Source organism: Myceligenerans crystallogenes, assembly GCF_039529775.1.
Lineage (GTDB): Bacteria > Actinomycetota > Actinomycetes > Actinomycetales > Cellulomonadaceae > Myceligenerans > Myceligenerans crystallogenes.
The window spans coordinates 12,933-34,707 of sequence record NZ_BAAANL010000010.1; the positions used below are offsets into that span (position 1 = coordinate 12,933).

At 74.1% G+C, this 21,775-nt stretch carries 19 protein-coding genes; 16 read left to right on the plus strand and 3 right to left on the minus strand.

All coding sequences use genetic code 11. The features are described 5' to 3' along the window. Window positions 1–33 precede the first annotated feature (33 nt). Window positions 34–1,437, minus strand: coding sequence for a cytochrome P450 (locus tag ABD208_RS18980; protein ID WP_344106063.1), 1,404 nt, complete (start codon window positions 1,435–1,437; stop codon window positions 34–36). Between the two features lie 172 nt (window positions 1,438–1,609). Further along, window positions 1,610–2,464, minus strand: coding sequence for an SDR family oxidoreductase (locus tag ABD208_RS18985; protein ID WP_344106066.1), 855 nt, complete (start codon window positions 2,462–2,464; stop codon window positions 1,610–1,612). Between the two features lie 103 nt (window positions 2,465–2,567). Between ABD208_RS18985 and ABD208_RS18990 the strand changes: the two genes are divergently transcribed. From ABD208_RS18990 to ilvC, 12 genes are all read left to right on the plus strand, one after another. Continuing rightward, entirely contained in the window at window positions 2,568–2,927 is a 360-nt protein-coding gene (locus ABD208_RS18990) for a winged helix-turn-helix transcriptional regulator (protein WP_425561133.1), read from the plus strand. A gap of 117 nt (window positions 2,928–3,044) precedes the next feature. Beyond that, a complete protein-coding gene (locus ABD208_RS18995; protein ID WP_344106068.1) occupies window positions 3,045–4,166 on the plus strand; it encodes a 3-oxoacyl-ACP synthase III family protein in 1,122 nt (373 codons plus the stop codon). Next, a complete protein-coding gene (locus ABD208_RS19000; protein ID WP_344106070.1) occupies window positions 4,160–4,960 on the plus strand; it encodes a glycosyltransferase family 2 protein in 801 nt (266 codons plus the stop codon). The genes ABD208_RS18995 and ABD208_RS19000 overlap by 7 nt, the downstream gene beginning before the upstream one ends. Window positions 4,961–5,064: 104 nt before the next feature. After that, window positions 5,065–6,315, plus strand: coding sequence for a cytochrome P450 (locus tag ABD208_RS19005; protein ID WP_344106072.1), 1,251 nt, complete (start codon window positions 5,065–5,067; stop codon window positions 6,313–6,315). Window positions 6,316–6,357: 42 nt separating this feature from the next. Continuing rightward, the gene (gene yidD, locus ABD208_RS19010; protein WP_344106075.1) at window positions 6,358–6,912 is read left to right on the plus strand and encodes a membrane protein insertion efficiency factor YidD; all 555 of its coding nucleotides are present in this window, start codon (window positions 6,358–6,360) and stop codon (window positions 6,910–6,912) included. A 128-nt stretch (window positions 6,913–7,040) separates the two neighbouring features. Further along, window positions 7,041–8,996: a class I adenylate-forming enzyme family protein gene (locus ABD208_RS19015; RefSeq protein ID WP_344106078.1), complete on the plus strand. Its 1,956-nt coding sequence runs from the start codon at window positions 7,041–7,043 to the stop codon at window positions 8,994–8,996. Between the two features lie 169 nt (window positions 8,997–9,165). Then, window positions 9,166–10,155, plus strand: coding sequence for an NAD-dependent epimerase/dehydratase family protein (locus ABD208_RS19020; RefSeq protein WP_344106080.1), 990 nt, complete (start codon window positions 9,166–9,168; stop codon window positions 10,153–10,155). A gap of 20 nt (window positions 10,156–10,175) precedes the next feature. Further along, entirely contained in the window at window positions 10,176–10,862 is a 687-nt protein-coding gene (locus tag ABD208_RS19025; RefSeq protein WP_344106083.1) for a RibD family protein, read from the plus strand. A gap of 116 nt (window positions 10,863–10,978) precedes the next feature. Continuing rightward, complete coding sequence (locus ABD208_RS19030) at window positions 10,979–11,737, plus strand: hypothetical protein (RefSeq protein ID WP_344106085.1); 759 nt, start codon at window positions 10,979–10,981, stop codon at window positions 11,735–11,737. Window positions 11,738–12,002: 265 nt separating this feature from the next. Beyond that, window positions 12,003–13,844 carry an acetolactate synthase large subunit gene (locus ABD208_RS19035; RefSeq protein WP_344106087.1) on the plus strand — a complete coding sequence of 614 codons (1,842 nt, stop codon included), beginning with the start codon at window positions 12,003–12,005 and terminating at the stop codon, window positions 13,842–13,844. A gap of 7 nt (window positions 13,845–13,851) precedes the next feature. Continuing rightward, window positions 13,852–14,376, plus strand: coding sequence for an acetolactate synthase small subunit (gene ilvN / locus ABD208_RS19040; RefSeq protein WP_344106089.1), 525 nt, complete (start codon window positions 13,852–13,854; stop codon window positions 14,374–14,376). 184 nt (window positions 14,377–14,560) lie between these two features. Continuing rightward, on the plus strand, window positions 14,561–15,589 hold the full coding sequence (ilvC, locus tag ABD208_RS19045; RefSeq protein WP_344106091.1) for a ketol-acid reductoisomerase: 1,029 nt from the start codon (window positions 14,561–14,563) through the stop codon (window positions 15,587–15,589). A 36-nt stretch (window positions 15,590–15,625) separates the two neighbouring features. Here ilvC and ABD208_RS19050 read toward each other — a convergent pair whose 3' ends face one another. Next, window positions 15,626–16,612: a DMT family transporter gene (locus ABD208_RS19050; protein ID WP_344106093.1), complete on the minus strand. Its 987-nt coding sequence runs from the start codon at window positions 16,610–16,612 to the stop codon at window positions 15,626–15,628. Window positions 16,613–16,738: 126 nt separating this feature from the next. Here ABD208_RS19050 and ABD208_RS19055 point away from each other — a divergent pair, with 126 nt between their 5' ends. The 4 genes from ABD208_RS19055 (at window position 16,739) to ABD208_RS19070 (ending at window position 21,688) form a co-directional block, all read left to right on the plus strand. Next, complete coding sequence (locus ABD208_RS19055) at window positions 16,739–17,470, plus strand: ASCH domain-containing protein (RefSeq protein ID WP_344106095.1); 732 nt, start codon at window positions 16,739–16,741, stop codon at window positions 17,468–17,470. A gap of 224 nt (window positions 17,471–17,694) precedes the next feature. Beyond that, window positions 17,695–18,273 carry a PadR family transcriptional regulator gene (locus tag ABD208_RS19060; RefSeq protein WP_344106097.1) on the plus strand — a complete coding sequence of 193 codons (579 nt, stop codon included), beginning with the start codon at window positions 17,695–17,697 and terminating at the stop codon, window positions 18,271–18,273. Continuing rightward, window positions 18,270–18,986 (plus strand): ABC transporter ATP-binding protein, encoded by a 717-nt coding sequence (locus tag ABD208_RS19065; protein WP_344106099.1) that lies wholly within the window; start codon window positions 18,270–18,272, stop codon window positions 18,984–18,986. Before ABD208_RS19060 ends, ABD208_RS19065 begins: the two co-directional genes overlap by 4 nt. Beyond that, a complete protein-coding gene (locus ABD208_RS19070; protein ID WP_344106101.1) occupies window positions 18,983–21,688 on the plus strand; it encodes an FtsX-like permease family protein in 2,706 nt (901 codons plus the stop codon). Before ABD208_RS19065 ends, ABD208_RS19070 begins: the two co-directional genes overlap by 4 nt. Window positions 21,689–21,775: the final 87 nt, after the last annotated feature.

Sequence of the window (21,775 nt, forward strand, 5' to 3'; positions counted from 1 at the left end):
CCAGGACCCTACCGGGCCGGGGCCCTCGGGCGGTTACCGGGAGACCACAAGCTTCTCGTAGCCGGGGACGATGACCTCGCGCGAGGCCTCGCGGCGGACGACGCGGAGCGGGCCTGCCGGGGCGCCGTCCGGGGTGGTCCACAGGGTGCGCAGGAGCGCGGCGACCTCCGCCTTGGCGAGGGCCGCGCCCAGGCAGAGGTGGCGGCCCGCGCCGAACCAGAGCTGGCGGGTCTCGCGGACGTACTCGCGGTCGATCCGGAACGGGCCCGCCGCCGCGTTCGCCGACCAGACCAGGAGCATGATGCGGTCGCCGGTGCGCAGGCGGGCGCCGCCGATCTCGACGTCGGCCGACACGCCGCGGCCGATGACCGACGCCGGGCTGGTGACGCGCAGGCCCTCGCGGACCACGGCGTCCCAGGGACCGTCGGACGGCGGGTGGGGGCCGGGCGCCGCGCCCGCCGGCGAGCCCGCGGCGCCGGGCCGCGACTCCTGAGCGCCCAGCGCGGCGAGCAGCCGGTGCTGCTCGCCCGTGTCGGCCAGCAGCGCCGTCGTGCGCATCATGGCGCTCGCAGAGGTCTCCGTGCCCGCGACCATGAGGAGGCTCGCCAGGCCCGTCGCCTCCTCCAGCGTCAGGCCGAGCTCGCGGGCGCGGCCGAGCAGCCGGGACGGCGGCGCGGTGCGGAAGGCGTACGGGACCCCGGCGGTGAGCTCGTCGGTGATGAGCTTGGCCTCGGCGATCTTCTCGGGCGGCAGGGTGGTGGAACCCTCGGTGCCCAGGGCGAGCTTCGCCAGGCGCTCGCCGGTGCGGAAGGCCGCGAGCGCGCCGTCGTCGTCGGGCCACGAGCGGACGGGGCCCGAGGGGGCGGCGCCTGAGGGGACGACGACGCCGTCGCCCCAGGGCGGGGCGTCCGGCCCGGCGCCCGGGGCGACGGCGTCGCCGGGGCGGCCGGACTGCGGGCCGTCCGGCGCCGGGATGCCCAGCAGCTCGATCATCATGCGGCCCACCAGGACGCGGGACGTATGCGCGACGTCGACCGGCTCGCCCGCCGCGAGGCGCTCGCCGGCGTCGCGGAGCGTGGGGCCCCAGGTCCCGGCCACGAGGGCGCCGGCGGTGCGCTCGGTGAACAGGTCGCGGGCGCGGGTGCGCAGGTCGTGGTGGCCGGGGCCGTCGAACAGGTCGCGCACCCATTCGCCGAGGATCTGCGCCCACAGGTCGCCGACGCCGCCCTCGCCGACCATCGTGAACGACCGGTGGTCCTTGAGCACCTCGCGCGCGACCACGGGATCCCCGGTCACCCAGCCGATGCCGGGCACCTTGCGGATCGCGGGCCCGGGCAGGCGCGCGAGCCCCTGCCCGGCGAGCAGCAGCCCGGCCATCCCGGGCCGTGCCCGCCAGAGCAGGCCGATCTCATGACGCGTGGTGGGCAGCAGGTGCATGCGACGAGTCTGCCGGGTTCGCGGGGCGCGAGTACAGCGCCCGGGCGGGCCGCCACCCGCGACCCCGGATCGTGTCCGCGACCCGCCGCACCCCGGGCCGGGTCGGTGCGGCGGAGCCCGGACACGATCCGGAGCGGTGGAGCGGCCAGGGGCAGGCGAGCGCGGTCGAGGGTCAGACGAGGGTTGCCAGGGCGTCCGGGAGGGTCGCCGTCGGGCGGCCCAGGAGGACGGAGAGGTCGTGGGTGCCGCCTTCGAGGGCGCCCTCGCGGATGTTGCCGTCGACGGCGACGACGAAGCCGGCGGTTCCTTCGTCGAGACCGGCGGCGGTCAGCCGGGCCAGGTGCTCCTCGGCGGAGAGCTGCTCGACCGTCACCTCGCGGCCCAGCACCGTGCCGAGCGCCGCGCCGAACTCGGCGAACGTCCACGCCTCGTCGCCGCCCAGCTCGATCGTGCGGCCACGGTGCTCCTCGGTCGTCAGGACGACGGCCGCCGCCTCGGCCAGCTCGGACCGCAGGGCGCTCGCGACCCGGCCGTCGCCGGCGCTGGTCAGCAGGACGCCGGTCTCGCGGACCTGGGCCACGGTCGCGGCGTAGTTCTCGAGGTACCAGTTGTTGCGCAGGATCGTCGCGGTCAGGCCGCTGTCGGCCAGCAGCCGTTCCGTCGCGGCGTGCTCGGGCACGATGACGAGCGACGTGTCGTCCGCCCGGGGCGCGCTCGTGTACACGAGGTGGCCGACGCCGGCCTTGGCCGCCGCGGTGATCACCACGGCGTGCTGCGCGACCCGCTTGCCCAGCTCGTTGCCCGAGACCAGGAGGACCTGGTCCGCGCCCTCGACCGCGGAGGCGACCGAGGCGTCGTCGTCGTAGTCCAGGGGGACGACGGCGACGCCGCGAGCGGACAGCGAGGCGAGTTCGTGCGGGCGCCGGGTACCGGCGCGGAGCTCACCCGGGGCGACACCCCGTGCGAGCAGGGCCTCGATCGTGAGGCGGCCGAAGTGGCCCGACGCGCCGGTGACAAGTGTGGTCATGGGAGAGGTTCCTTACCGGTAGGGGATCAGTCTCCCAGCCGAACCCGGCCGCCGCACGGTAACTTCCCGGTCGCAGGTACCCACTTTCGCGTAGGGTACTGGCGTGAAGGTAAGTCTTGAGGCCATGCGCGCGAGCGATCCCGAGTTCCTGACGGCCGACTGCCCGCATCGGCTGCTCCTGGACCACGTCACCAGCAAATGGGGCGTGCTGATCGTGGCCGCCCTCGCGGACGGCACGATGCGCTGGGGGGAGCTGCGCCGCGCCGTCGACGGCATCAGCGAGAAGATGCTCGCCACGACATTGCGGACCTTCGAGGCCGATGGTCTCGTCTCCCGCCACGCCTACCCCGAGATCCCGCCGCGCGTCGAGTACACGCTCACACCGCTCGGCCAGGAGCTCGCCGAGGCGATGGGACCCCTCATGGAATGGGTGGGGACGAACGCCGCGATCGTGGGCCGCTGACCGGTGCGCCGGCGGCCGGCCGCCGCCCTCCCGCGCGCGACGAGGGCGGCCGGCCGGCGTGGTGTTCGCCCGCTACTTTTCTGGGCACTGCCGGTGTCCGCGGTTACGGTGTGCCAGATGACGCAAGAACTCACGGCCGCCGTCGCGCCGACCGCCGTCGTACCCGAGCCCCCGCAGCCCGTCGCGCGGCTGGCCGGGGTGGCCGTGCACCTGCCCGGCGACGTACGCGAGGTCGCCGGCGCCGAACGGGAGCTGCACCGGCGCAATCCCGGTGCCGTACCCCGGGCCCCGATGGTCGCGCGGCTGACGGGGGTGCGGCGGATCCACGTCGCGGCCGACGACGAGCAGGCGTCCGACCTCGCCGTCGCCGCGTCGCGGAAGGCGCTTCTGGATGCGGGCCTGACGGCGTCGGACCTGGACCTGCTGATCTTCGCCTCGGCGTCGCAGGACATGGTGGAGCCCGCGACGTCGCACATCGTGGCCGCCAAGCTCGGCGCGACCTGCCCCGTGATGGACGTGAAGAACGCCTGCAACTCCGTGCTGAACGGGATCGAGGTGGCCGACGCGCTCATCGGCACCGGGCGGTACCGGCGGGTGCTGGTCGCGTGCGGCGAGATGCCGAGCCGCGCCGTGCGGCACGACATCCCGGACCGGGAGACGTACGCGCTGTCGGTGCCGGGGTACACGATGTCCGACGCCGGTGCCGCGGTGCTCGTCGAGTCGACGGCGCTGCCCGCCGCGGACGACGTCAGCGCGCTCGACGCGGAGCTCGCCACGCTGACGGCCGCGCCGTCCGGGATCCTCTCCTCGGCGTTCTCCGCCGCGTCGCGGCACTGGGACGTCGGGATGCTGCCCGGGGGCGGGACCGCGCACCCGCGCGACGTCGAGCGGAGCTACTTCGAGATCGACGGGACACGGCTGCGCGAGGCGTTCGACGAGCTGGGGCCCGACGTCGCCCTCGAGGCGCTCGCGAAGGCCGGCCTCACCTGGGACGACGTCGCGTTCGTGGCAGTCCACCAGGTCGCCGTCGCGTACCTGGACGACGTCGCGGCGAGCCTCGGGGTGCCGCGCGAGCGGATGCTCGTGACCGTGGCCGACCACGGCAACGTGGCCTCGGCGACGCTGCCGCTGCAGTTGTGCCTGGCGCGGGAGTCCGGGCGGGTCCGGCGCGGGGACGTCGTGCTGCTGTTCGGGCTCGCCGGCGGGGTCAGCATGGGTGCGATGGTGGTGAGGTGGTGAACACGGCACGGCGCGAGGCGGACGCGGGCACGGCGCGGCTCGCCGTCGTCGTCCCCGCGCTGAACGAGGCGCACGACGCCGGGATCGCGCGGACGCTCGAGGCGCTGCACGCGCAGGAGGACGACGACTTCGACCTCGTCGTGGTGGACAACGGGTCCACGGACGGTACCGGGGACCTGGTGCGGAAGGTGATCGCGGGGTCCGGGCGGTCCGGGCGGTGGCGGGTCGTGGACGAGGCGCAGAAGGGGACGGGCGCGGCCGCCGACACGGGGATGCGGGTCGCGATCGCGGGCGGCGCCGGGCTGCTGGCGCGGACCGACGCCGACTGCCTGCCGCCGCCCGGCTGGACGCGCGTGGTGCGGGCGGCGTTCGCGACGGGAGATGAGCTGATCGCGGGGCGGCTCGTGCCGCGCACCGACGACCGGCCGGTGTCCCGCCGGCAGACCGCGGTGCTGAACGGCGCGCTGTGGCTGGCGAGCACCTTCGGGAAGATCCGGCCCGGGAACCAGGACGAGGGGTACCGGGGGCCGTACGTCATGGCCCCCGGCTGCAACATGGCGATCACCGCGGACCTGTACCAGCGCGCGGGCGGCTTCCCGCGCACCCGCATCGAGGACGTGCACGAGGACCGCGCGCTGGTCAACGCGGTGCGGCGGCTGACGTCGTCGTACGGCGAGCACCCCGAGGTGTGGGTGCGGGCCTCCACGCGGCGCGTGCACGCGTGGGGCCTGCTGCGGACCCTGGGCTGGTACGCCGACCACCGCTACCGCCCCGCGGTGGTGGACATCCGGTGACGGCCCCGGGGCAGGTCCCGTCGGCCCCTGGGGGGAGCACGAGGTTCCCGTCCGCCACCACGAGGTTGCGTCGCATCGGCCCAGGAGCGACGGACGGCAAGGTCGTGGGGCGGACGGGAACCTCGTGGGCCTCGCCCGAGGCGCTGTGGGAGGAGCGGGTGCAGCGGGGGGCGCATCCCGTGGCGTACCCGGCGATCCGGGGGCTGCGGGGGAGGGCCGTCGTGCGGGTGCCGCGGGTGGGGGTCGTGGTGAACGACGCCGCCGTGGCGCGCGAGGTGCTGCTGGACACCGAGCGGTTCTCGAAGGTCGGGCCCGGGTCGCCGTCGGACCTGTGGACGCCGGTGCTCGGGCCGTCCGTGCTGCTGAACATGGAGGGCGCGGAGCACGCCGCGATGCGGCGGGCGCTCGGGCCGATCTTCTCGCCGCGGGCGGTGCGCGAGCTGGTCGACGCCGGGCGCGAGCCGGGCGGGCCGCTCGACGAGCTGGCCCTGCGGCTGGACAAGGGGGAGACCGTCGATCTGGCGGCGACGGTCGCGGCGCAGGCCGGGGCCGTGATCTGCGGGCTCGTGGGGCTGCCGCCCACGGACGCGGCGGTGCGGGAGTCGATGGCGGCGGCGCAGGCGGTGACCGGGATGGTGCGGCTGCACCGGCGCCGGCTCACCGCCGCGCAGGCGAGGCACGCCCGGGGTGTGCTGGAGGGGCTGACGGCGCCCGCCCGGATGGCGTACCGGGCCGGCGACGAGGGGACGGTCCCGGGACGGATGCGCGCGCTGGGACTCTCGGAGCGTGAGGCGATGGGCGCGGTGGGGGCGTTCGTGCTGACGGGGACGGAGACGATCCAGTCGTTCGTGCCGCGGCTGCTCGCGATCGCCCACGACACGGGGTGGATGGACCGCCTGCTGGGGGTGCCGGGGCCGGGTGCGGCGACCGGTCCGGCGGCGGCGAACGGCGGCGGAGACTCCGATCTGCGGCGGCGGATGGTCGAGGAAGGGCTCCGGGTGACCGTGCCGACGCCCGCGATGCTGCGGTCTGTGGTGGCCGGCGCCGAGGTCGGCGGGGAACGGGTCAGGCCGGGGGATCGTGTCGTGATCGCGACCGTGAACTGCTGCCGGGCCGAGGGCGGGTTCGATCCGGACCGGGCGATCAGCGCTGGTGTCCGGCACCTCTGGTTCGGCGCGGGGCCGCACTTCTGCCTGGGTATGCCGCTCGCGATGGCGCAGGTGAACGCGGTGCTGGACGCGCTCGCCCCGGTCGCCGCGGCCGGTGGCACGCCGGTGGTGGGACGACGGCGCGTGGCCCGCGGCGTGCTCGTGCCCGCGTACCGGGAGCTGGCGATCACCCTGGCCCGGACCTGAGTTCTCGGCCGGGACCGCCCGCGCCGGCCTAGGATCCGGGCCGTGGACTGCGATCTCGGCTGCGACGGCTGCGGCGACAACGACGGCTGCGGGGGCGGCGGGCGGGGCTCGGGCTCCCGCGGGTGCTGGTGGGACCTGCTGAGCGGCTGCGACGCGTGCGACCTCCTGCCCGACCGGAAGGACAAGAAGCGCGGACGGCGTCGGCGTCGGACCGGGTCCCACGAGACCTTCGACCGGACGGCGGCGGCGTACGCGGCGGCGGACCTCGTCGACCGCGTGGCCCTGGCCGCGCCGCCCGGGGGCGCGGCACCGCCGCCGCCGGTGCGCTGGTGGTCCGTGCCGCGGCTCGCGGGGATGGCCGCGATCCGGCTGTACCAGAGGTGGATCTCGCCGCGGCTGCCCACGCGCTGCCGGTACACGCCCACCTGCAGCGCCTACGGACTCCAGGCCGTGCGCACGTACGGGCTGGTCACGGGGTCCCGCCTGGCGCTGGGCCGCATCCGGCGCTGCACGCGCCACATTCCGCACGGGACCCGCGATCTGCTGCCGCGCCCGTCGCCGGTCGTGCGAGCGGGGAACGTCCCGGCGCTCACCTGAGAGGCCGTCCGAGAAGGGTGGCCCGGCTTCCGGCCGCTTCCGGCCTGCCGCCGACCATGTCATCTGGGTCGATGGCAACGATTCCGTCGACCGGCATGACATGGTCGGCGCCCTAGTAGGTTTGTGGTGTGGCGGAGGATCTGTTCGTCGATGAGTTGATCGAAGCCGTCCGTGAGGGGCGGATCGATCCCGCGGGCGTCGCGATGCGGTGGTTCGGCGACCCGTATCCGGGGGCACGGGGGAGCCGCCGGGGCGCGCGGGTCCGGGACGAGGTGACGTTCCGGGACCTCGCCGACCGGGTCGGGCGTACCGCCGCCGGGCTGTCGGCCGCCGGGATGGTGCCCAGCGACCGGGTCCTGTTCAGCATCCGCCCGCGCCCCGAGGGGATCGTGCTGATCCTGGCGGCGCTGCGGATCGGGGGAGTCATCGTCTTCGTGGATCCCGGTTCCACGCCGGAGCTCTTCGAGGCGCGGCTCGCGGCGGCGAACCCGCGGTGGGCGGCGACCGAGGCGCTGCTGTACGCGGCGTCGTCGGGCCCGCTGTCCCGGATCGCCCGGTCGCGCGGCCTGCTGCTGCCGGCCTACGGCCGGCTCCCGGTGCGGCACCTGTACTCCGGGTCGTGGCTGCCGGGCGTGCCGCGCGGTGCGCTGCGGGTCGCCCGGCTCGGGCCGACGACGCCGGGCGGGCGAGGGGCCGAGCTCGGCGGAGACCGGAGCGGGCCGCGACCCGCACCCGGCGGTCGGCAGGCCGGGCCGGATCTTGGCACGGAACAGGGTGGGAACCCGGCCGGGCCGGATCTTGGCACGGAACAGGGCGGGAACCCGGCGGGGCCCGATCTCGGCACGGAACTGGGCGGGAACCCGGCGGGGCCCGATCTCGGCGCGGAGCAGGCCGGCCGGGGCGATGAGCCGGCCCGTTCCCGGGACGGCGACCGGGAGGCGCTCGTCGTGTTCACCTCGGGGACGACGTCGGACCCGAAGGCCGTGGTGCACACGACGTCGTCGCTCGGCGGCATGCTCGAGCTGTTCGGCCGGCTCGGCGAGCTGCGGCCCGGGCAGCGCGCGCACACCGACCAGATGTTCCTGGGCCTCCCGGCGATGCTCGCGGGCGGGACCTGGGAGATCCCCGCGCGCACGCCCGCCGCCGACCCTGCGGCCTTCGCCCGGGGCGTGGCGGGCGCGGACTCGTCCTTCGCCGTTCCCGCGGACGTCACCGCGCTGCTCGACGTCGTCGAGGCAGGGCGCGCCGACGGTCACGGATCCGCGCCGTTCGTGGCCGGGAACGCCGCGGCGACGCGGGCCCCGGACCCTTCGGCGGCCGGCCCGCGGATCATGGCGGTCGGTGCCGCCCCCGTCACCCCGGCGCTCATGGAGCGCGCCACGCGCCTGGTCCCGGGCACCCGCTGGATCTGCGTCTACGGCGCCACGGAGATGCTCCCGGCCGCCGTGGTCGACGGGACGGCGAAGGTCGCGGCGGGCGCGGCGTCGTCGGGCGATCTCGTCGGCACGCCGCTGCGCGGCGTCACCGCGCGGATCGATGCCCCGGACGACGACGGCGTCGGCGAGCTGGTCCTCGCCGGCCCCTCGCTCATGGCCGGCTACCTCGCCGACCGCGACGCCGGGCGCCCGCGCGCGGCGGAGCACCGTACCGGTGACCTGGCGCGGCTCGACGACCAGGGCCGTCTCGTCCTGGTCGGCCGGACGCGGGACATGATCATCCGCGGCACGGTGAACATCTACCCCGGCCTGTTCGAGCCGCGCCTGCGTGCGCTGCCCGGTGTCGCGGACGCCCTCCTGATCGGCCTCCCGCAGGTGGACGGCGACGAGAAGGTCGCCCTGGTTCTGGTCCCGGACCCCGCCCCGGCGGCGTCGGACCCGGCACGCGATGCCGGGCGGACGCCGTCGGGCGGCGTGCGGATCACGACCGATACCGCCCTGACCCGGGCGACTGCCCCGCGGCTCGCGGGGATCCTCGACCACGGCGCCCTCCCGGACCTGATCGTCGAGGCGTCGCACGTCCCGCTCGCGGGACGTTCGCGGAAGCCCGACCGCGCGGCCCTGGCCGCGGCGATCACGACCGCCTGAGCCGCCGGACGGGCTCGGCGCCCGAACGGGCCGCGAGCGCGTCCGGGACCGACGTGGCGCGAGCAGCGTCCCCGGGCCGCGGATCGGGCGCCTCGGTGAGACGGGATCGTCACCTGCGGGCGGTACGGTTCGGACTGCAGATTCGTCCGCGCGAGCCGAGGGGGAGCGTATGCGGGTGGTGGTGACCGGGGCGTCCGGGTTCGTGGGGGGCGCCGTCGTGCGTGACCTGGCCGGGCGCGGGCACGAGGTCGTCGCCTGCTCGCGGCGGGTGCCCGCCGCGCTGCCCGACGGCGTGCGGCACGTGGCCTGGGACCTGCGGGACGGGCCGTTGACCGGGCGGGCGCACCCGGGGGACGTGGACGTCGTCGTGCACTGCGCGGCGGCCGTCGGGGACGGCGGATCGCAGGCGGCGGCGTGGGTGGTGAACGTCGAGGGGACGCGCGCGGTGCGCGCGACGTTCGAGAAGGCGCGGTTCGTGCACGTGTCGTCGGGGAGCGTCTACGACCCGACGACGCCGAGCGTGCGGATCCGGGAGGACCAGGGGCCGACGGCGCGGGCCGGCGCGTGGCGGATCCGCTACCTCAACGCCTACGGGGCCACGAAGGCGGCGGCCGAGCGGTGGCTCGCGGCGAGCGCCTCCGAGCCCGATCGCGGGCCGGTCGTGGTGCTCCGGCCGCACGCGATCTACGGGCCGGGGGACACGACGCTGCTGCCGCGGCTGGAGTCCGTGCTGGTGGCGGACCGGTGGCTGCCGCTGCCGGGCGGGGGCGCGACCATGCACCACCTGACGCACGTGGACACGCTCGCCGCCGCCGTGAACGCCGCCCTGGAGGCCGAGATCGCGCCGGAGGTCGCGGCGGGGGTCCCGCTGGTCGCCAACGTGGCCGACGCCGAGCCCGTACGGCTCAAGCCGATCGTCGAACTGCTCATGCTGGCGCGGGGGCGGCACGTCCAGGTGGTGCCGCTGCCGGAGCGCACGGTGCGGCGGGCGGCGGTGCTGGCCGAGCGGGTCGCGTCCTGGACCGGGAGGGAACCGCGGCTGTCGCGGTACGCGCTGAGCCACCTGGCGATGGAGCGGACGTACGACCTGACGGTGCTGCGCGAGCGGCTCGGCGTCGAGCCGCCGGAGACGTCGGTCATGGGGGCCGGGTCCTGGTGAGGGGGGTGCCGGCGACGAGGATGACGCGACGACCGTACGTGCTGCTCTCCGCGGCCGCGTCGCTCGACGGGTACATCGACGACAGCAGCGCGGACCGGCTGCTGCTGTCGAACGAGGAGGACCTCGACCGGGTCGACGAGGTGCGCGCCGGCGTCGACGCGATCCTGGTCGGGGCGAACACGATCCGGGCCGACGACCCGCGGCTCGTGGTGCGCTCCGGGGAACGGCGGGCCGGGCGGGTCGCGGACGGCAGGCCCGCCACTCCCGTGAAGGTCACCGTCACGACGGCGGGCGACCTCGATCCCGGGGCGCGGTTCTTCACGGGCGACGGCGACAAGATCGTCTACACCGCCGGCGCCGCCGCACCGGGCCTTGCCCGGCTGGCCGAGGTCGCGACCGTCGTGTCCCTGGGCGCGGAGGTCACGCCGGACAAGCTCCTGGAAGATCTCGCCGGCCGCGGGATCGGCCGGCTCATGGTCGAGGGCGGCGGCGCGATCCACACGATGTTCCTCACCGCCGGGCTCGTCGACGAGCTCCAGCTCGTCTACGCCCCGTTCTTCGTCGGCGACCCGGACGCCCCGCGATTCGTCCGGCCGGGGACGTTCCCGCAGGACGCCGGCCACCCCATGACCCTCGCCGAGACCCGGGCCATCGGGAACTGCGTCCTCCTCCGCTACCTGACGAACCCCTTGACTGCCACTGGCTGAACTCCAGCCGTTGACCAAGGATCAGTAGCACCGCAGTGCCGCAGATCCGGGATTCGAATGGATTCGAACTGCTACTGACCCCAGTGAGCAGGGGTGTGTAAATCCGAGGGGGGATCGTGCGGGGCGTATTCAAGGAACTTCAGCGGTTTGCCGGGCGGGCACGTGGGTGGTGGGTCGCGGGTCTGCTGCTTGTGGCCGTCGTCGTGCTGCTCGGGGTCATGGTGCTCGACGACGACGGGCGCACCCTGGCCGAGCGGGTCGCCGACGGCGGGTTCGCGAGCGGGGCGCTCGCGTTCGTGATGCCCGCGGCGATCGCCGGGATCGTGCTCGTCGCCGGAGCGAGCGGGGAGCTGCGGGCGATGCTCGCCGTCGAACCGCGGCGCGAGGTCGTCTACCGGACGAAGGTCTCCGCCGCGGCGCTCGTCGTCGTGCCCGCCGTGGCGGCGGCGTACCTGCTGTACGCGGGCGGGGCCTGGGGCGTGCACGCCGCGGCGGGCATGCCGGCCGACGGCGCCGGGCCGGACACGGCCGGACTCGCCGCGGAACTCGCCTGGACCGGGCTCCGCGTCCTGGCGCTCGCGGCCGCCGCGGGGGCGCTCGGCGGCGCGCTGGGCACGATGATCGGGCGCTGGCCCGTGGCGACGCTCGTGCTGTGCATCGCCCTGGCCACGATCGAGCGGGTGTGCCGCGGACTGGACGCGCCGGAGTGGTCCCTGACGATGAACGCGCGGGCGTGGCTCGCGGGGCCGCACGCCGTCGCCCTGACGCCCGGCGGGGCCGGGCCCTGGTGGATGGGGGGACTGGTCGTCCTGGGTGTCGTGGCCGTGGCGGTGGTCGTCGGGTCGCTCGTCTTCCGGCGTCGGGAACTGCGCTGAGGAGCAGACCCGGCCCGGCTGTGCCCACGCGTATCTCGGATCGTGGGATCTTCCGACCGGTAGGTGACACCGGGGGCGAAGAGGCGTAACGTGCATGACGTGCAGACGATCCTCGTAGTACTTCCCGAGCGCGCCGACTGAGGCCACTCGCAGGCTTCGTCAGCGCGCTCACCCCTCGCCTGTCGTCCACGGACGACCGAGGGGTTTCTTGTTGTCCGGATAACTCGCAGGCCCCCTCCCAGGGCGCGACGGCAGGAGATCGATCATGACCGCCACACCGACACCGGCCCAGCTCGCGGCGCGCGCCGAGGCGCGTGAGCAGGTTCGCGCGGACCTCCGTGCGAAGGCTGTCACCGTCGAGGAGGTGACCGGCGCGCAGTCCCTCGTCCGGTCCCTCGAGGAGGTAGGCGTCGAGACGGTCTTCGGGATTCCCGGCGGCGCGATCCTGCCCACCTACGACCCGCTGATGGACTCCGAGCGGCTGCGCCACATCCTGGTGCGGCACGAGCAGGGCGGCGGGCACGCGGCGTCGGGCTACGCGCACGCGACCGGCAAGGTGGGCGTGACGATGGCGACGTCGGGCCCGGGGGCGACGAACCTGGTCACGCCGCTGGCCGACGCGCACATGGACTCCATCCCGATGGTCGCGATCACCGGCCAGGTGGCCGAGGCCGCGATCGGGACGGACGCGTTCCAGGAGGCGGACATCGTGGGCATCACGATGCCCATCACGAAGCACTCGTTCCTCGTGACGAACCCCGACGACATCCCGCGCACGATCGCCGAGGCGTTCCACATCGCCTCGACCGGCCGTCCGGGCCCGGTGCTGGTCGACGTCGCGAAGTCCGCGATGCAGGCGCGCACCGAGTTCTCCTGGCCGCAGGAGCTGAACCTGCCGGGCTACCACCCGGTGACCAAGCCGCACGCGAAGCAGATCCGCGAGGCCGCCAAGCTGCTCGCCACGGCGCGCCGGCCGGTGCTGTACGTGGGCGGCGGCATCGTGCGGTCCGGGGCGTCGGAGCTGCTGCGCCAGCTGGTGGACCTGTCGGGCGCGCCGGTCATCACCACGCTGATGGCCCGCGGCGCCGTGCCGGACTCGCACCCGCAGAACCTCGGCATGCCCGGCATGCACGGTACGGTCCCGGCCGTGGCCGCGCTGCAGAAGGCGGACCTGATCTTCGCGCTCGGCGCGCGGTTCGACGACCGCGTGACGGGCAAGCTGTCCTCGTTCGCGCCGCGGGCCGCCGTCATCCACGCGGACATCGACCCGGCGGAGATCGGCAAGAACCGCGCCGTCGACGTGCCGATCGTGGGGGACCTGCGCGAGGTGATCGCCGACCTGCTGCCGGAGCTCGCCAAGGAGCACGAGGCGCACGGCAAGCCGGATCTCGAGGGCTGGTGGCGTCAGGTGGACGGCTGGCGCGAGACCTACCCCCTGGGGTACACGGGCACCGACGACGGTCACCTCGCCCCGCAGCACGTCATCCAGCGGCTCGGCGAGCTCGTCGGCCCGGACGCGATCTACGCGGGCGGCGTCGGCCAGCACCAGATGTGGGCCGCGCAGTTCATCCGCTACGAGAAGCCGCGCACGTGGATCAACTCCGGCGGCCTGGGCACGATGGGCTACTCCGTGCCCGCCGCGATGGGCGCGAAGGTGGGGCAGCCCGACGCCGAGGTGTGGGCGATCGACGGCGACGGCTGCTTCCAGATGACCAACCAGGAGCTCGCGACCTGCACGATCAACGACATCCCGATCAAGGTCGCGATCATCAACAACTCGTCGCTCGGCATGGTGCGGCAGTGGCAGACGCTGTTCTACAACGAGCGCTACTCCAACACCGACCTGCACACCGGCCACGACACGGTGCGCATCCCGGACTTCGTGAAGCTCGCGGAGGCGTACGGCTGCGCGGGCATCCGGGTCGAGAAGGAGTCTGAGGTCGACGCCGCGATCAAGCAGGCGCGGGAGATCGACGACCGGCCGGTGGTGGTGGACTTCACCGTCTCGCGTGACGCGATGGTGTGGCCCATGGTCGCGGCGGGCGTGAGCAACGACGACATCCAGTACGCGCGCGGCATCTCGCCGGCGTGGGACCGTGAGGACTGAGAAGATCATGAGCCGTCACACCCTTTCCGTCCTGGTGGAGAACAAGCCCGGCGTGCTCACGCGCGTCGCGGGCCTGTTCGCCCGCCGTGCGTTCAACATCCACTCCCTCGCGGTGGGGCCCACGGAACACGAGGAGATCTCCCGCATCACCGTCGTGGTGGACGTGGACGAACACCCGCTGGAGCAGGTGACCAAGCAGCTCAACAAGCTGGTGCACGTCATCAAGATCGTGGAGCTCGACCCCGAGGTCTCCGTCCAGCGCGAGCTGCTGCTCGTCAAGGTGCGGGCCGACGCCGCGAGCCGGTCCGGGGTGCTCGAGGTGGTCGAGCTGTTCCGGGCGCACGTCGTCGACGTCACGCCGGACTCCGTGGTCATCGAGGCCACAGGCACGAGCGCCAAGCTCAACGCCCTGCTGGCGGCGCTGGAACCGCACGGCGTGCGCGAGATCGTCAAGTCCGGGACGCTGGCGATCGGCCGCGGGCCGCGGTCGATCACGGACCGCGCGCTGGAGCGCGTGGTCCGGTCCGCATGAGACCGTCGTGAGCGGAGGGCGGGGGCCGGCGAACGAGGCCCCCGCCCGCAGCGGATCGACGGGCTCAGGCGGCGAACCAACTCGGCCTGACCTGGGCGCACGCCTTTTCCGTGAGACCGGCGTGCGGCCGGGCCCGCGGCGCACAAGACTTCTGACCATCCGAACCGAACAAGGAGCATGAACCGTGGCTGAGCTGTTCTACGACGACGACGCCGACCTGTCGATCATCCAGCAGAAGAAGGTGGCGGTGATCGGCTACGGCAGCCAGGGTCACGCGCACTCGCTGAACCTGCGCGACTCCGGCGTCGACGTCACCGTCGGCCTGCGCGAGGGCTCCTCCTCGCGGGCCAAGGCCGAGGACCAGGGCCTCGCGGTCGCCTCGGTCGCCGACGCGGTCCGGGAGGCCGACGTCGTCGTCATCCTCGCGCCGGACCAGGTCCAGCGCCACGTCTACGCGGACGAGATCGCGCCGAACCTCAAGGAGGGCGCGGCCCTCGTCTTCGGGCACGGCTTCAACATCCGCTTCGGCTACATCAAGCCCGAGGCCGGGCACGACGTCCTCATGGTCGCCCCGAAGGGCCCCGGCCACCTGGTGCGCCGCGAGTACGTGGACGGCCGCGGCGTCCCGGTGATCGTCGCCGTGGAGCAGGACGCGTCCGGTTCCGCCTGGGACCTGGCGCTCTCCTACGCCAAGGCGATCGGCGGCCTGCGCGCGGCCGGCATCAGGACGACCTTCACCGAGGAGACCGAGACCGACCTGTTCGGCGAGCAGGCCGTCCTGTGCGGTGGCGCGTCGCAGCTGGTCCAGTACGGTTTCGAGACGCTGACCGAGGCCGGCTACCAGCCGGAGGTCGCGTACTTCGAGGTGCTGCACGAGCTGAAGCTGATCGTCGACCTCATGGTCGAGGGCGGCATCGCGAAGCAGCGCTGGAGCGTCTCCGACACGGCCGAGTACGGCGACTACGTCTCCGGCCCGCGCGTGATCTCGCCCGAGGTCAAGGAGAACATGAAGGCCGTCCTCGGCGACATCCGGTCCGGTGCGTTCGCCGACCGCTTCATCAAGGACCAGGACGCCGGCGCCCCCGAGTTCAAGGAGCTCCGCGCCAAGGGCGAGCAGCACCCCATCGAGGAGACGGGCCGCGAGCTCCGCAAGATGTTCGCGTGGATCAAGCCCTCGGACACGGACTACGTCGAGGGTTCGGCCGCGCGCTGACCCTGAGCAGCGCAACCACGCACGGCCGTGAGGTGATCACCTCGCGGCCGTGCGGCGTTCGAAGGCGAGGGGGATCGTGATCGCGATCAGGGTGAGGGCCGCGCCCGCGTAGGTGAGGGGGCCCGGCGGGGCCGCGTCGGGGGAGATGACGTCCAGGGCCAGGGCGCCGGTGATCTGGCCCGCGATCATTGCGAGGGTCAGGACCAGGACGCCGATCCGGTGCACGATCGCCGCCGAGATCGCGATGAAGGCGACGCCGATCAGGCCGCCCGTGTACAGCAGCGGGTTCGCGGGGAGGGCGCCGTCGGGGACGCCGTCGAACAGCATCGAGATGCCGAGCGCCACCACGAGCGCCGTCGTGCCCACGACGAAGTTGACGAACGTGGCGGCCAGGACGTCGCCCGCCGCCGCGCGGACGCGGCCGTTGACGGCCTGCTGCCAGGCGGAGCCCACGCCGGCCAGGAGGGGCAGTACGGCCAGCGCCAGGGCCGACGGCGCCCGGGCGTCGTCGGCCATCGCGACCCCGACCGCGACGACCGTCAGGATCGGGCCGACCGCGCGCGGGATCGTCACCAGGCGGACGCCGCCCGGGCCGACGCCGAACCGGTCCACGGCGAGCGAGCCGATCGACTGGCCCGTCACGAACGCGACGATGAACACCGCCACGCCGAGCGAGCCGACGGCGAGGCCCTGGCTCGCCACGAAGAAGCCGCCCGCCGCGCCGCCGAGGGCCTGCCAGGGGCGCAGCGCGCCGTCGCGCAGGGCGGCGGCGAGCCGGCGCAGTCCCGCGCGGCCGCGGCGGGAGAACGCCATGGCGACCGAGAGCAGTACGAGCCCGGTCCCGAACGAGATGACCGCGGCGAGGAACCCGCTGTCCACATGGCCCGCGAGCGTGCCGTTGACCCGGCTCTGCACGGCGGACCCGACGCCGCCCGCGACCGCCAGGACGACGGCGATCACGACGGCCGGATCGATTCGGGAACGGGTGGCGCGCCCGGTGGACGCCGGAGAGGTGGGGGACACGTCGTCGAGCCTACGGACGCGCGAGGTTCCGCGGCACCGCGAGCGGCGTCCGATCGGTCACACCCGGCCCCGCCGCTCCCGGCGATCCACTGGTCATGATCTTCGTCTCTGCGGCAGGATGGGCACGTGAGCGACGAGACGCGTGAACCCGGGACGAACGACGTGGCCGAGCCCCTGGACGGGGCCGGCACCGCGACCGCCGGGGAGGCCGCCGGCAAGGCGGTCGTGGACGAGGCGGCTGCCGACGAGACGGCCGGCGGCGACGAGGACCTGCCTGACGAGCTCGCCGAGGACGACGAGGACGACGACTTCGACCCCGCCGCCGTCGACCCCGGCGACTTCGCCTACGACTCCGACGAGGACGACGACGTCGCGGCCGCCGTCCAGGACTTCTGGGAGATGGTGCGGCCCTACGCCGGGATGGCCAAGACGGGCGTCGTGACCGGCGTGCTCGCCTCGGAGACGGTGCCGCCGCCCGCGTGGGCGTTCGGCGAGGACCCGCAGCAGGCCGACGACCTGCTCGACCTGGTGCTGGACGGCACGAAGACGGCGACGTCGTCGGCCGCCTGGGACTACGAGGACGCGGGTGAGCCGCTGCCGGAGGCCGGCGAGCTGTCGATCCTGCTCGACGGCTCGGGCCAGCCGCGCGCGCTGATCCGCTCGACGAGCGTGGAGATCCTCCCGTTCGACGAGATCGACGACGACATCGCCGAGGCCGAGGGGGAGGGCGACGCCACGCTGGAGTCCTGGCGCGCCGACCACGAGTCGTTCTTCCGCCGGTACCTGAGCGAGGGGCGCGAGTTCGCGCCGGACATGCCGATCGTGGTGGAGCGCTTCGAGGTGCTGTACCCGAGCTGATCCGGGTCCGGAGCGCGCCGGTCAGGGGATCGGCCGCTTCCGGAGCCGCCGCGGGCGCGCCGTACGGCCGTGTCGAATCATTTCGTCACGGCCGGGCGGTGCGCCCTTCGTGTGCCTGGGCGCGGTGACCCCCGTCCGCCGGCGACCCGGTCGTTGACACCCTCGGTAGTTACCGGGTAAGCATGCCTCGTGCATACTTACCGAGTAACCATCGGAGGTGGTCCATGTCCGTCCGTCAGGGCTTTCTCGCGCTGCTCAGCGAGCGACCCATGCACGGCTACCAGCTCCGCCAGGAGTTCGAGCGCCGTACCGGCGGCACGTGGCCGCTCAACATCGGCCAGGCCTACACGACCCTCGGCCGCCTGCACCGCGATGGTCTCGTCGAGCCCCTCCCCGGCGAGGCCGTGTCCGACGACGCCGCCCGGCCGGCCGAGGTCTTCCGGCTCACCGACGCCGGGCGCGCGGCCGCCACGAGCTGGTGGGGCACGCCCGTCCCGCGCGGCAGGGCCGAACGGGACGAGCTCGCGATGAAGGTCGCCCTCGCCGTGACGGCGCCCGGGGTCGACGTCGCCGTCGTCGTCCAGGAGCAGCGGGCCGAGACGATGCGCGCGCTGCGCGCGCTGACCCGGGCCAAGCGGGAGATCGATGCCGCCGCCGAACCCGCGCGGGCCCTCGTGGTCGACGCGCAGATCTTCGCCGCCGAGGCGGAGGCGCGCTGGCTCGACCATGTCGAGGCGGCGGAGAGCGCCCGCGGAGCCAGGAACACCGAACCCAGGAACGTGAAGGAAGGGGGCGCGCGATGAGCGTCGTGCTGGAGATGACGGGCGTGGTCCGGGTCCACGGGCAGGGAGCGGGTGAGGTCGTCGCGCTGGCCGGGGTGTCGCTCACCGTGCGCGAAGGTGAGCTGGTCGCCGTGATGGGGCCGTCGGGGTCCGGCAAGTCGACGCTGCTGAACGTGGCGGGCGGGCTGGACACGGCGACGTCGGGCAGCGTGCAGGTGTGCGGGCGGGAGATCGCCTGGCTCGGCGCGGCGGAACGCGCGGAGGTGCGACGGCAGGACGTGGGGTACGTGTTCCAGGACCTGAACCTGGTGCCCGCGCTGACGGCCGCGGAGAACGTGGCGCTGCCGCTGGAGCTGGACGGCGTGCGCGCGGGGGTGGCTCGCGAGCGGGCGATCGCCGCGCTGGTACTGGTGGGGCTGGAATCCGCGCGGGATCGTTTTCCGGAGGATCTGTCGGGCGGTCAGCAGCAGCGGGTCGCGATCGCGCGGGCGCTGGTGGGGCGGCGGCAGCTCGTCCTCGCCGACGAACCGACGGGGGCGCTGGACTCCGTGACCGGCGACGCCGTGATGCGGCTGCTGCGCGACCGGATCGACGCCGGGGCGGCCGGGCTGCTCGTCACCCACGACGCACGCCATGCCGCGTGGGCGGACCGGACGATCCACCTGCGGGACGGGCGGATCCTGAGGTCCGACGGCGCCGGGGAGCCGGCGGACCTGATGGAGGCGGACGCGTGAGCGGGGCGATCGCACGAGCCGTGGCGCACCGGCGGCTGGGGATGCGACTGGCGCGGCGGGATGCGCGGCGGCATCTCGGGCGGACCGTTCTCGTGGTGCTGATGGTGGCCCTGACGGTGGGGGCCGGGAGCTTCGTGGTGACGGCGCTTGCGTCCAACGAGGTGTACGGGCCCGGTGACATCGAGGCCGAGCTCGGACCGGAACTTCAGGCGAAGATCGAAGGGGTGGGTGGCCGGGTCGCACAGGAACCGCCGGCCGTCGACGGGCGGATGGGCCGCGAGAGCAGCGGACCCAGGTCGACCTCGTACACCGAGCTCGAACGCAGCATCTCGGCGGCTCTCCCGGACGGCACCAGGATGAGCCGGATGCTGGAGGGCGAGGTGCTGATCCACCGTGAGGGGGTTCCGATCCGGAACGCCGCGGTCCAGGCCGACCTCCAGGATCCCGCGGTCGCCGCGCGCTTCCCGCTCTTCGACGGGCGGTACCCCGCGGCCGGGAGCGAGGTGATGGTCACCAGCTACCAGGCCCGGCTGGGCTACGAGATCGGCGACACGATCGAGGTGGAGGTCGCCGGAGACCTCTCGCCGGCAACGATCGTCGGCGTGACGGGTCTGATCCGTGACGCGCAGGAGGACACCGCCGTCCTGTTCGGCGAGCCGGGACCGCTGACCCCGCCGAGGGAGGTCGAGCGGAGGAGCTCGGACCACCCCCTGTGGTACGTGTCTGGCGACAGCCCTGTGACCTGGTCGGACGTCGAAGCGTTGAACGACGCAGGGGCTTTCGTCACGAGCCGGCATGTCCTGGGCACCATGACCGGGCACGACGACGAATCCGGGGTTCTCGGATCGGACCCCCGGCTCGACAGGGAGACCCTCGCCGTCACCGTGGCGATGATCATCGTCGGAGTTCTCGAGGCGATCTGGCTGATCGGCCCCGCGTTCGCCATCGGCGCGAGGCGCGACACGCGGTCCCTCGCCCTGCTGGCGGTGAACGGTGCACCCGCCTCCGCCCTGCGCACCGTGATGCTCGCGCGCGCAGTCCTCGCGGGGGCGATCGGCGCCGTCGTCGGCGTCGGGCTCGGCATCGCGGCCACCCTGCTGCTGATCGCCGTGGCGCCTGGCACCGTGTCCGTGCTCGAGATCCCCTGGGCCGGCGTCGCGGTGCTTGCCCTGATCGGCGTCGGCCTTGCCGTGGCCGCCGCATGGCCACCGGCACGGCGCGCGGCGAACGCCGACGTCGCCGAGGTCCTGTCGGGTCGGCGACCGGCCGGCGCCGCGAGCCCGGTTCCGACGGTCATCGGCTCGGTCGCGGCTGTCGGTGGCATCTGCCTGGCTGTCGCGTCCGGGCTGGCCCATCAGGTGATCGGCATCAGCGCCGGCATCGTCGTCACGGCCCTGGGACTTGTCCTGGCGTGCGGAGGGATCGTGGGCCTGCTCGGCCGGTTCGCCGTCCGCGCCCCGTGGACCTGGCGCTTCGCGTTGCGCGACGCCTCGCGCCAGCGTGGCCGGACAGTCCCGGCCATCGCCGCGGTGATCGTCGCGGTGGCCGTCGCGGCGACCGCGCTGACGACGTTCGCCGGGTCCCGGGCGTCGATGCTCAGGGGGAACATCCCGCAGGCGGCCGAAGGGGCCCTCGTGATGAAAGCGGCCGGGTTCGGACAGGTCATCGACGAGGACGCGGCCGCGAAGCTCTCGGATGTCGTCGCACGGTCGTTCCCGGACGCGGGACCGATGATTCCGGTCCGGATCCCCGTCAACAGCGACGGCCTCTCCATCAGCGTCTATGTCCACGAGGCACAACGACTCAACTTCTACGGGGACGAGAGCCCCGCGACCAAGCTCACCGTCACGGATGGTGACGACCCTGGCCTCCTGCGCGCGCTGGGCGTACCGGAACGGCACCACGCCGCGATCCGCACGGCACTGTCCCAGGGCCGGGTGGTCGCGCCGCGTCATCACGTCTTCGAGGACGGCACCATCCGCGTGAACATCGGCCGGTACGACGAGCGCGACGGAATCATGGTGGATGCCGGTGGCCCTACCGGCGTCCCGCTCCCCGCGACGGCGATCGGAGACGTCGGCGAGGTCGTCGGCAACCTGCCGTTGATCCCACCCTCGTTGATCGGTGAGCTGGGAGCGACGGGTACCGGAGTCGGCGCCTACATCGCCATGGCCGATATCCCTTCCGACCTTGCCAACGCTCAGGGAGCACTGCTGCTGCAGCACCTCGCTGCCGCGGGGCTCAGGCCTGACGGCGAGGACGCCACCGTCAAGGCGGATGACGTCCATATCGGGGCGACGGTCGAGGGATCCCACATCCCGGCGGACAACGGATGGTTCACCATCCTGGTGATCGCTGCTGCCGCCCTCTTCCTCGCGCTCACCGGCACCTGGTCGGCGGTGGCCCTGTCCGCGATCGACTCCCGGCCCGATCTGGCTGCGCTCGCCGCGATCGGCGCCACGCCGTCCGCCCGGAAACGGGTCGTGGCCGCCCAGGCGGGGGCCATATCCGTCACCGGAACGCTGCTCGGAGTTCTCGCGGGCATCCCGCTCGGGCTCGCGTTCGAGCTGAACTCGGACCTCCCCCTCGTCGTCCCGTGGGGTCAGGTCGCCCTCCTGGTCCTGGCGGTCCCGGTCCTGGCGATCTCCGCCGCCTGGCTCGTCACCCGTTCCCGGGTGCCCCTCACCCGCCGCCGCGGGTGAAGCGACCACGAGGCTGGCTTCCCGGGCACGAGGTCGGCGTCCGCGCGACTCGCGCGATGCGCCGCAACCTCGTGGTCGTGAGGCCAA

Excerpts from the sequence above, each read along its gene's own strand:
- ABD208_RS19020 (WP_344106080.1), top strand. The coding sequence starts at position 9,166 with ATGCGGGTGGTGGTGACCGGGGCGTCCGGGTTCGTGGGGGGCGCCGTC.
- ABD208_RS19025 (WP_344106083.1), top strand. The coding sequence starts at position 10,176 with ATGACGCGACGACCGTACGTGCTGCTCTCCGCGGCCGCGTCGCTCGAC.
- ABD208_RS19065 (WP_344106099.1), top strand. The coding sequence starts at position 18,270 with ATGAGCGTCGTGCTGGAGATGACGGGCGTGGTCCGGGTCCACGGGCAG.
- ABD208_RS18980 (WP_344106063.1), bottom strand. The coding sequence starts at position 1,437 with ATGCACCTGCTGCCCACCACGCGTCATGAGATCGGCCTGCTCTGGCGG.
- ABD208_RS18985 (WP_344106066.1), bottom strand. The coding sequence starts at position 2,464 with ATGACCACACTTGTCACCGGCGCGTCGGGCCACTTCGGCCGCCTCACG.
- ABD208_RS19035 (WP_344106087.1), top strand. The coding sequence starts at position 12,003 with ATGACCGCCACACCGACACCGGCCCAGCTCGCGGCGCGCGCCGAGGCG.
- ABD208_RS19060 (WP_344106097.1), top strand. The coding sequence starts at position 17,695 with ATGTCCGTCCGTCAGGGCTTTCTCGCGCTGCTCAGCGAGCGACCCATG.
- ABD208_RS18995 (WP_344106068.1), top strand. The coding sequence starts at position 3,045 with ATGACGCAAGAACTCACGGCCGCCGTCGCGCCGACCGCCGTCGTACCC.
- ilvN (WP_344106089.1), top strand. The coding sequence starts at position 13,852 with ATGAGCCGTCACACCCTTTCCGTCCTGGTGGAGAACAAGCCCGGCGTG.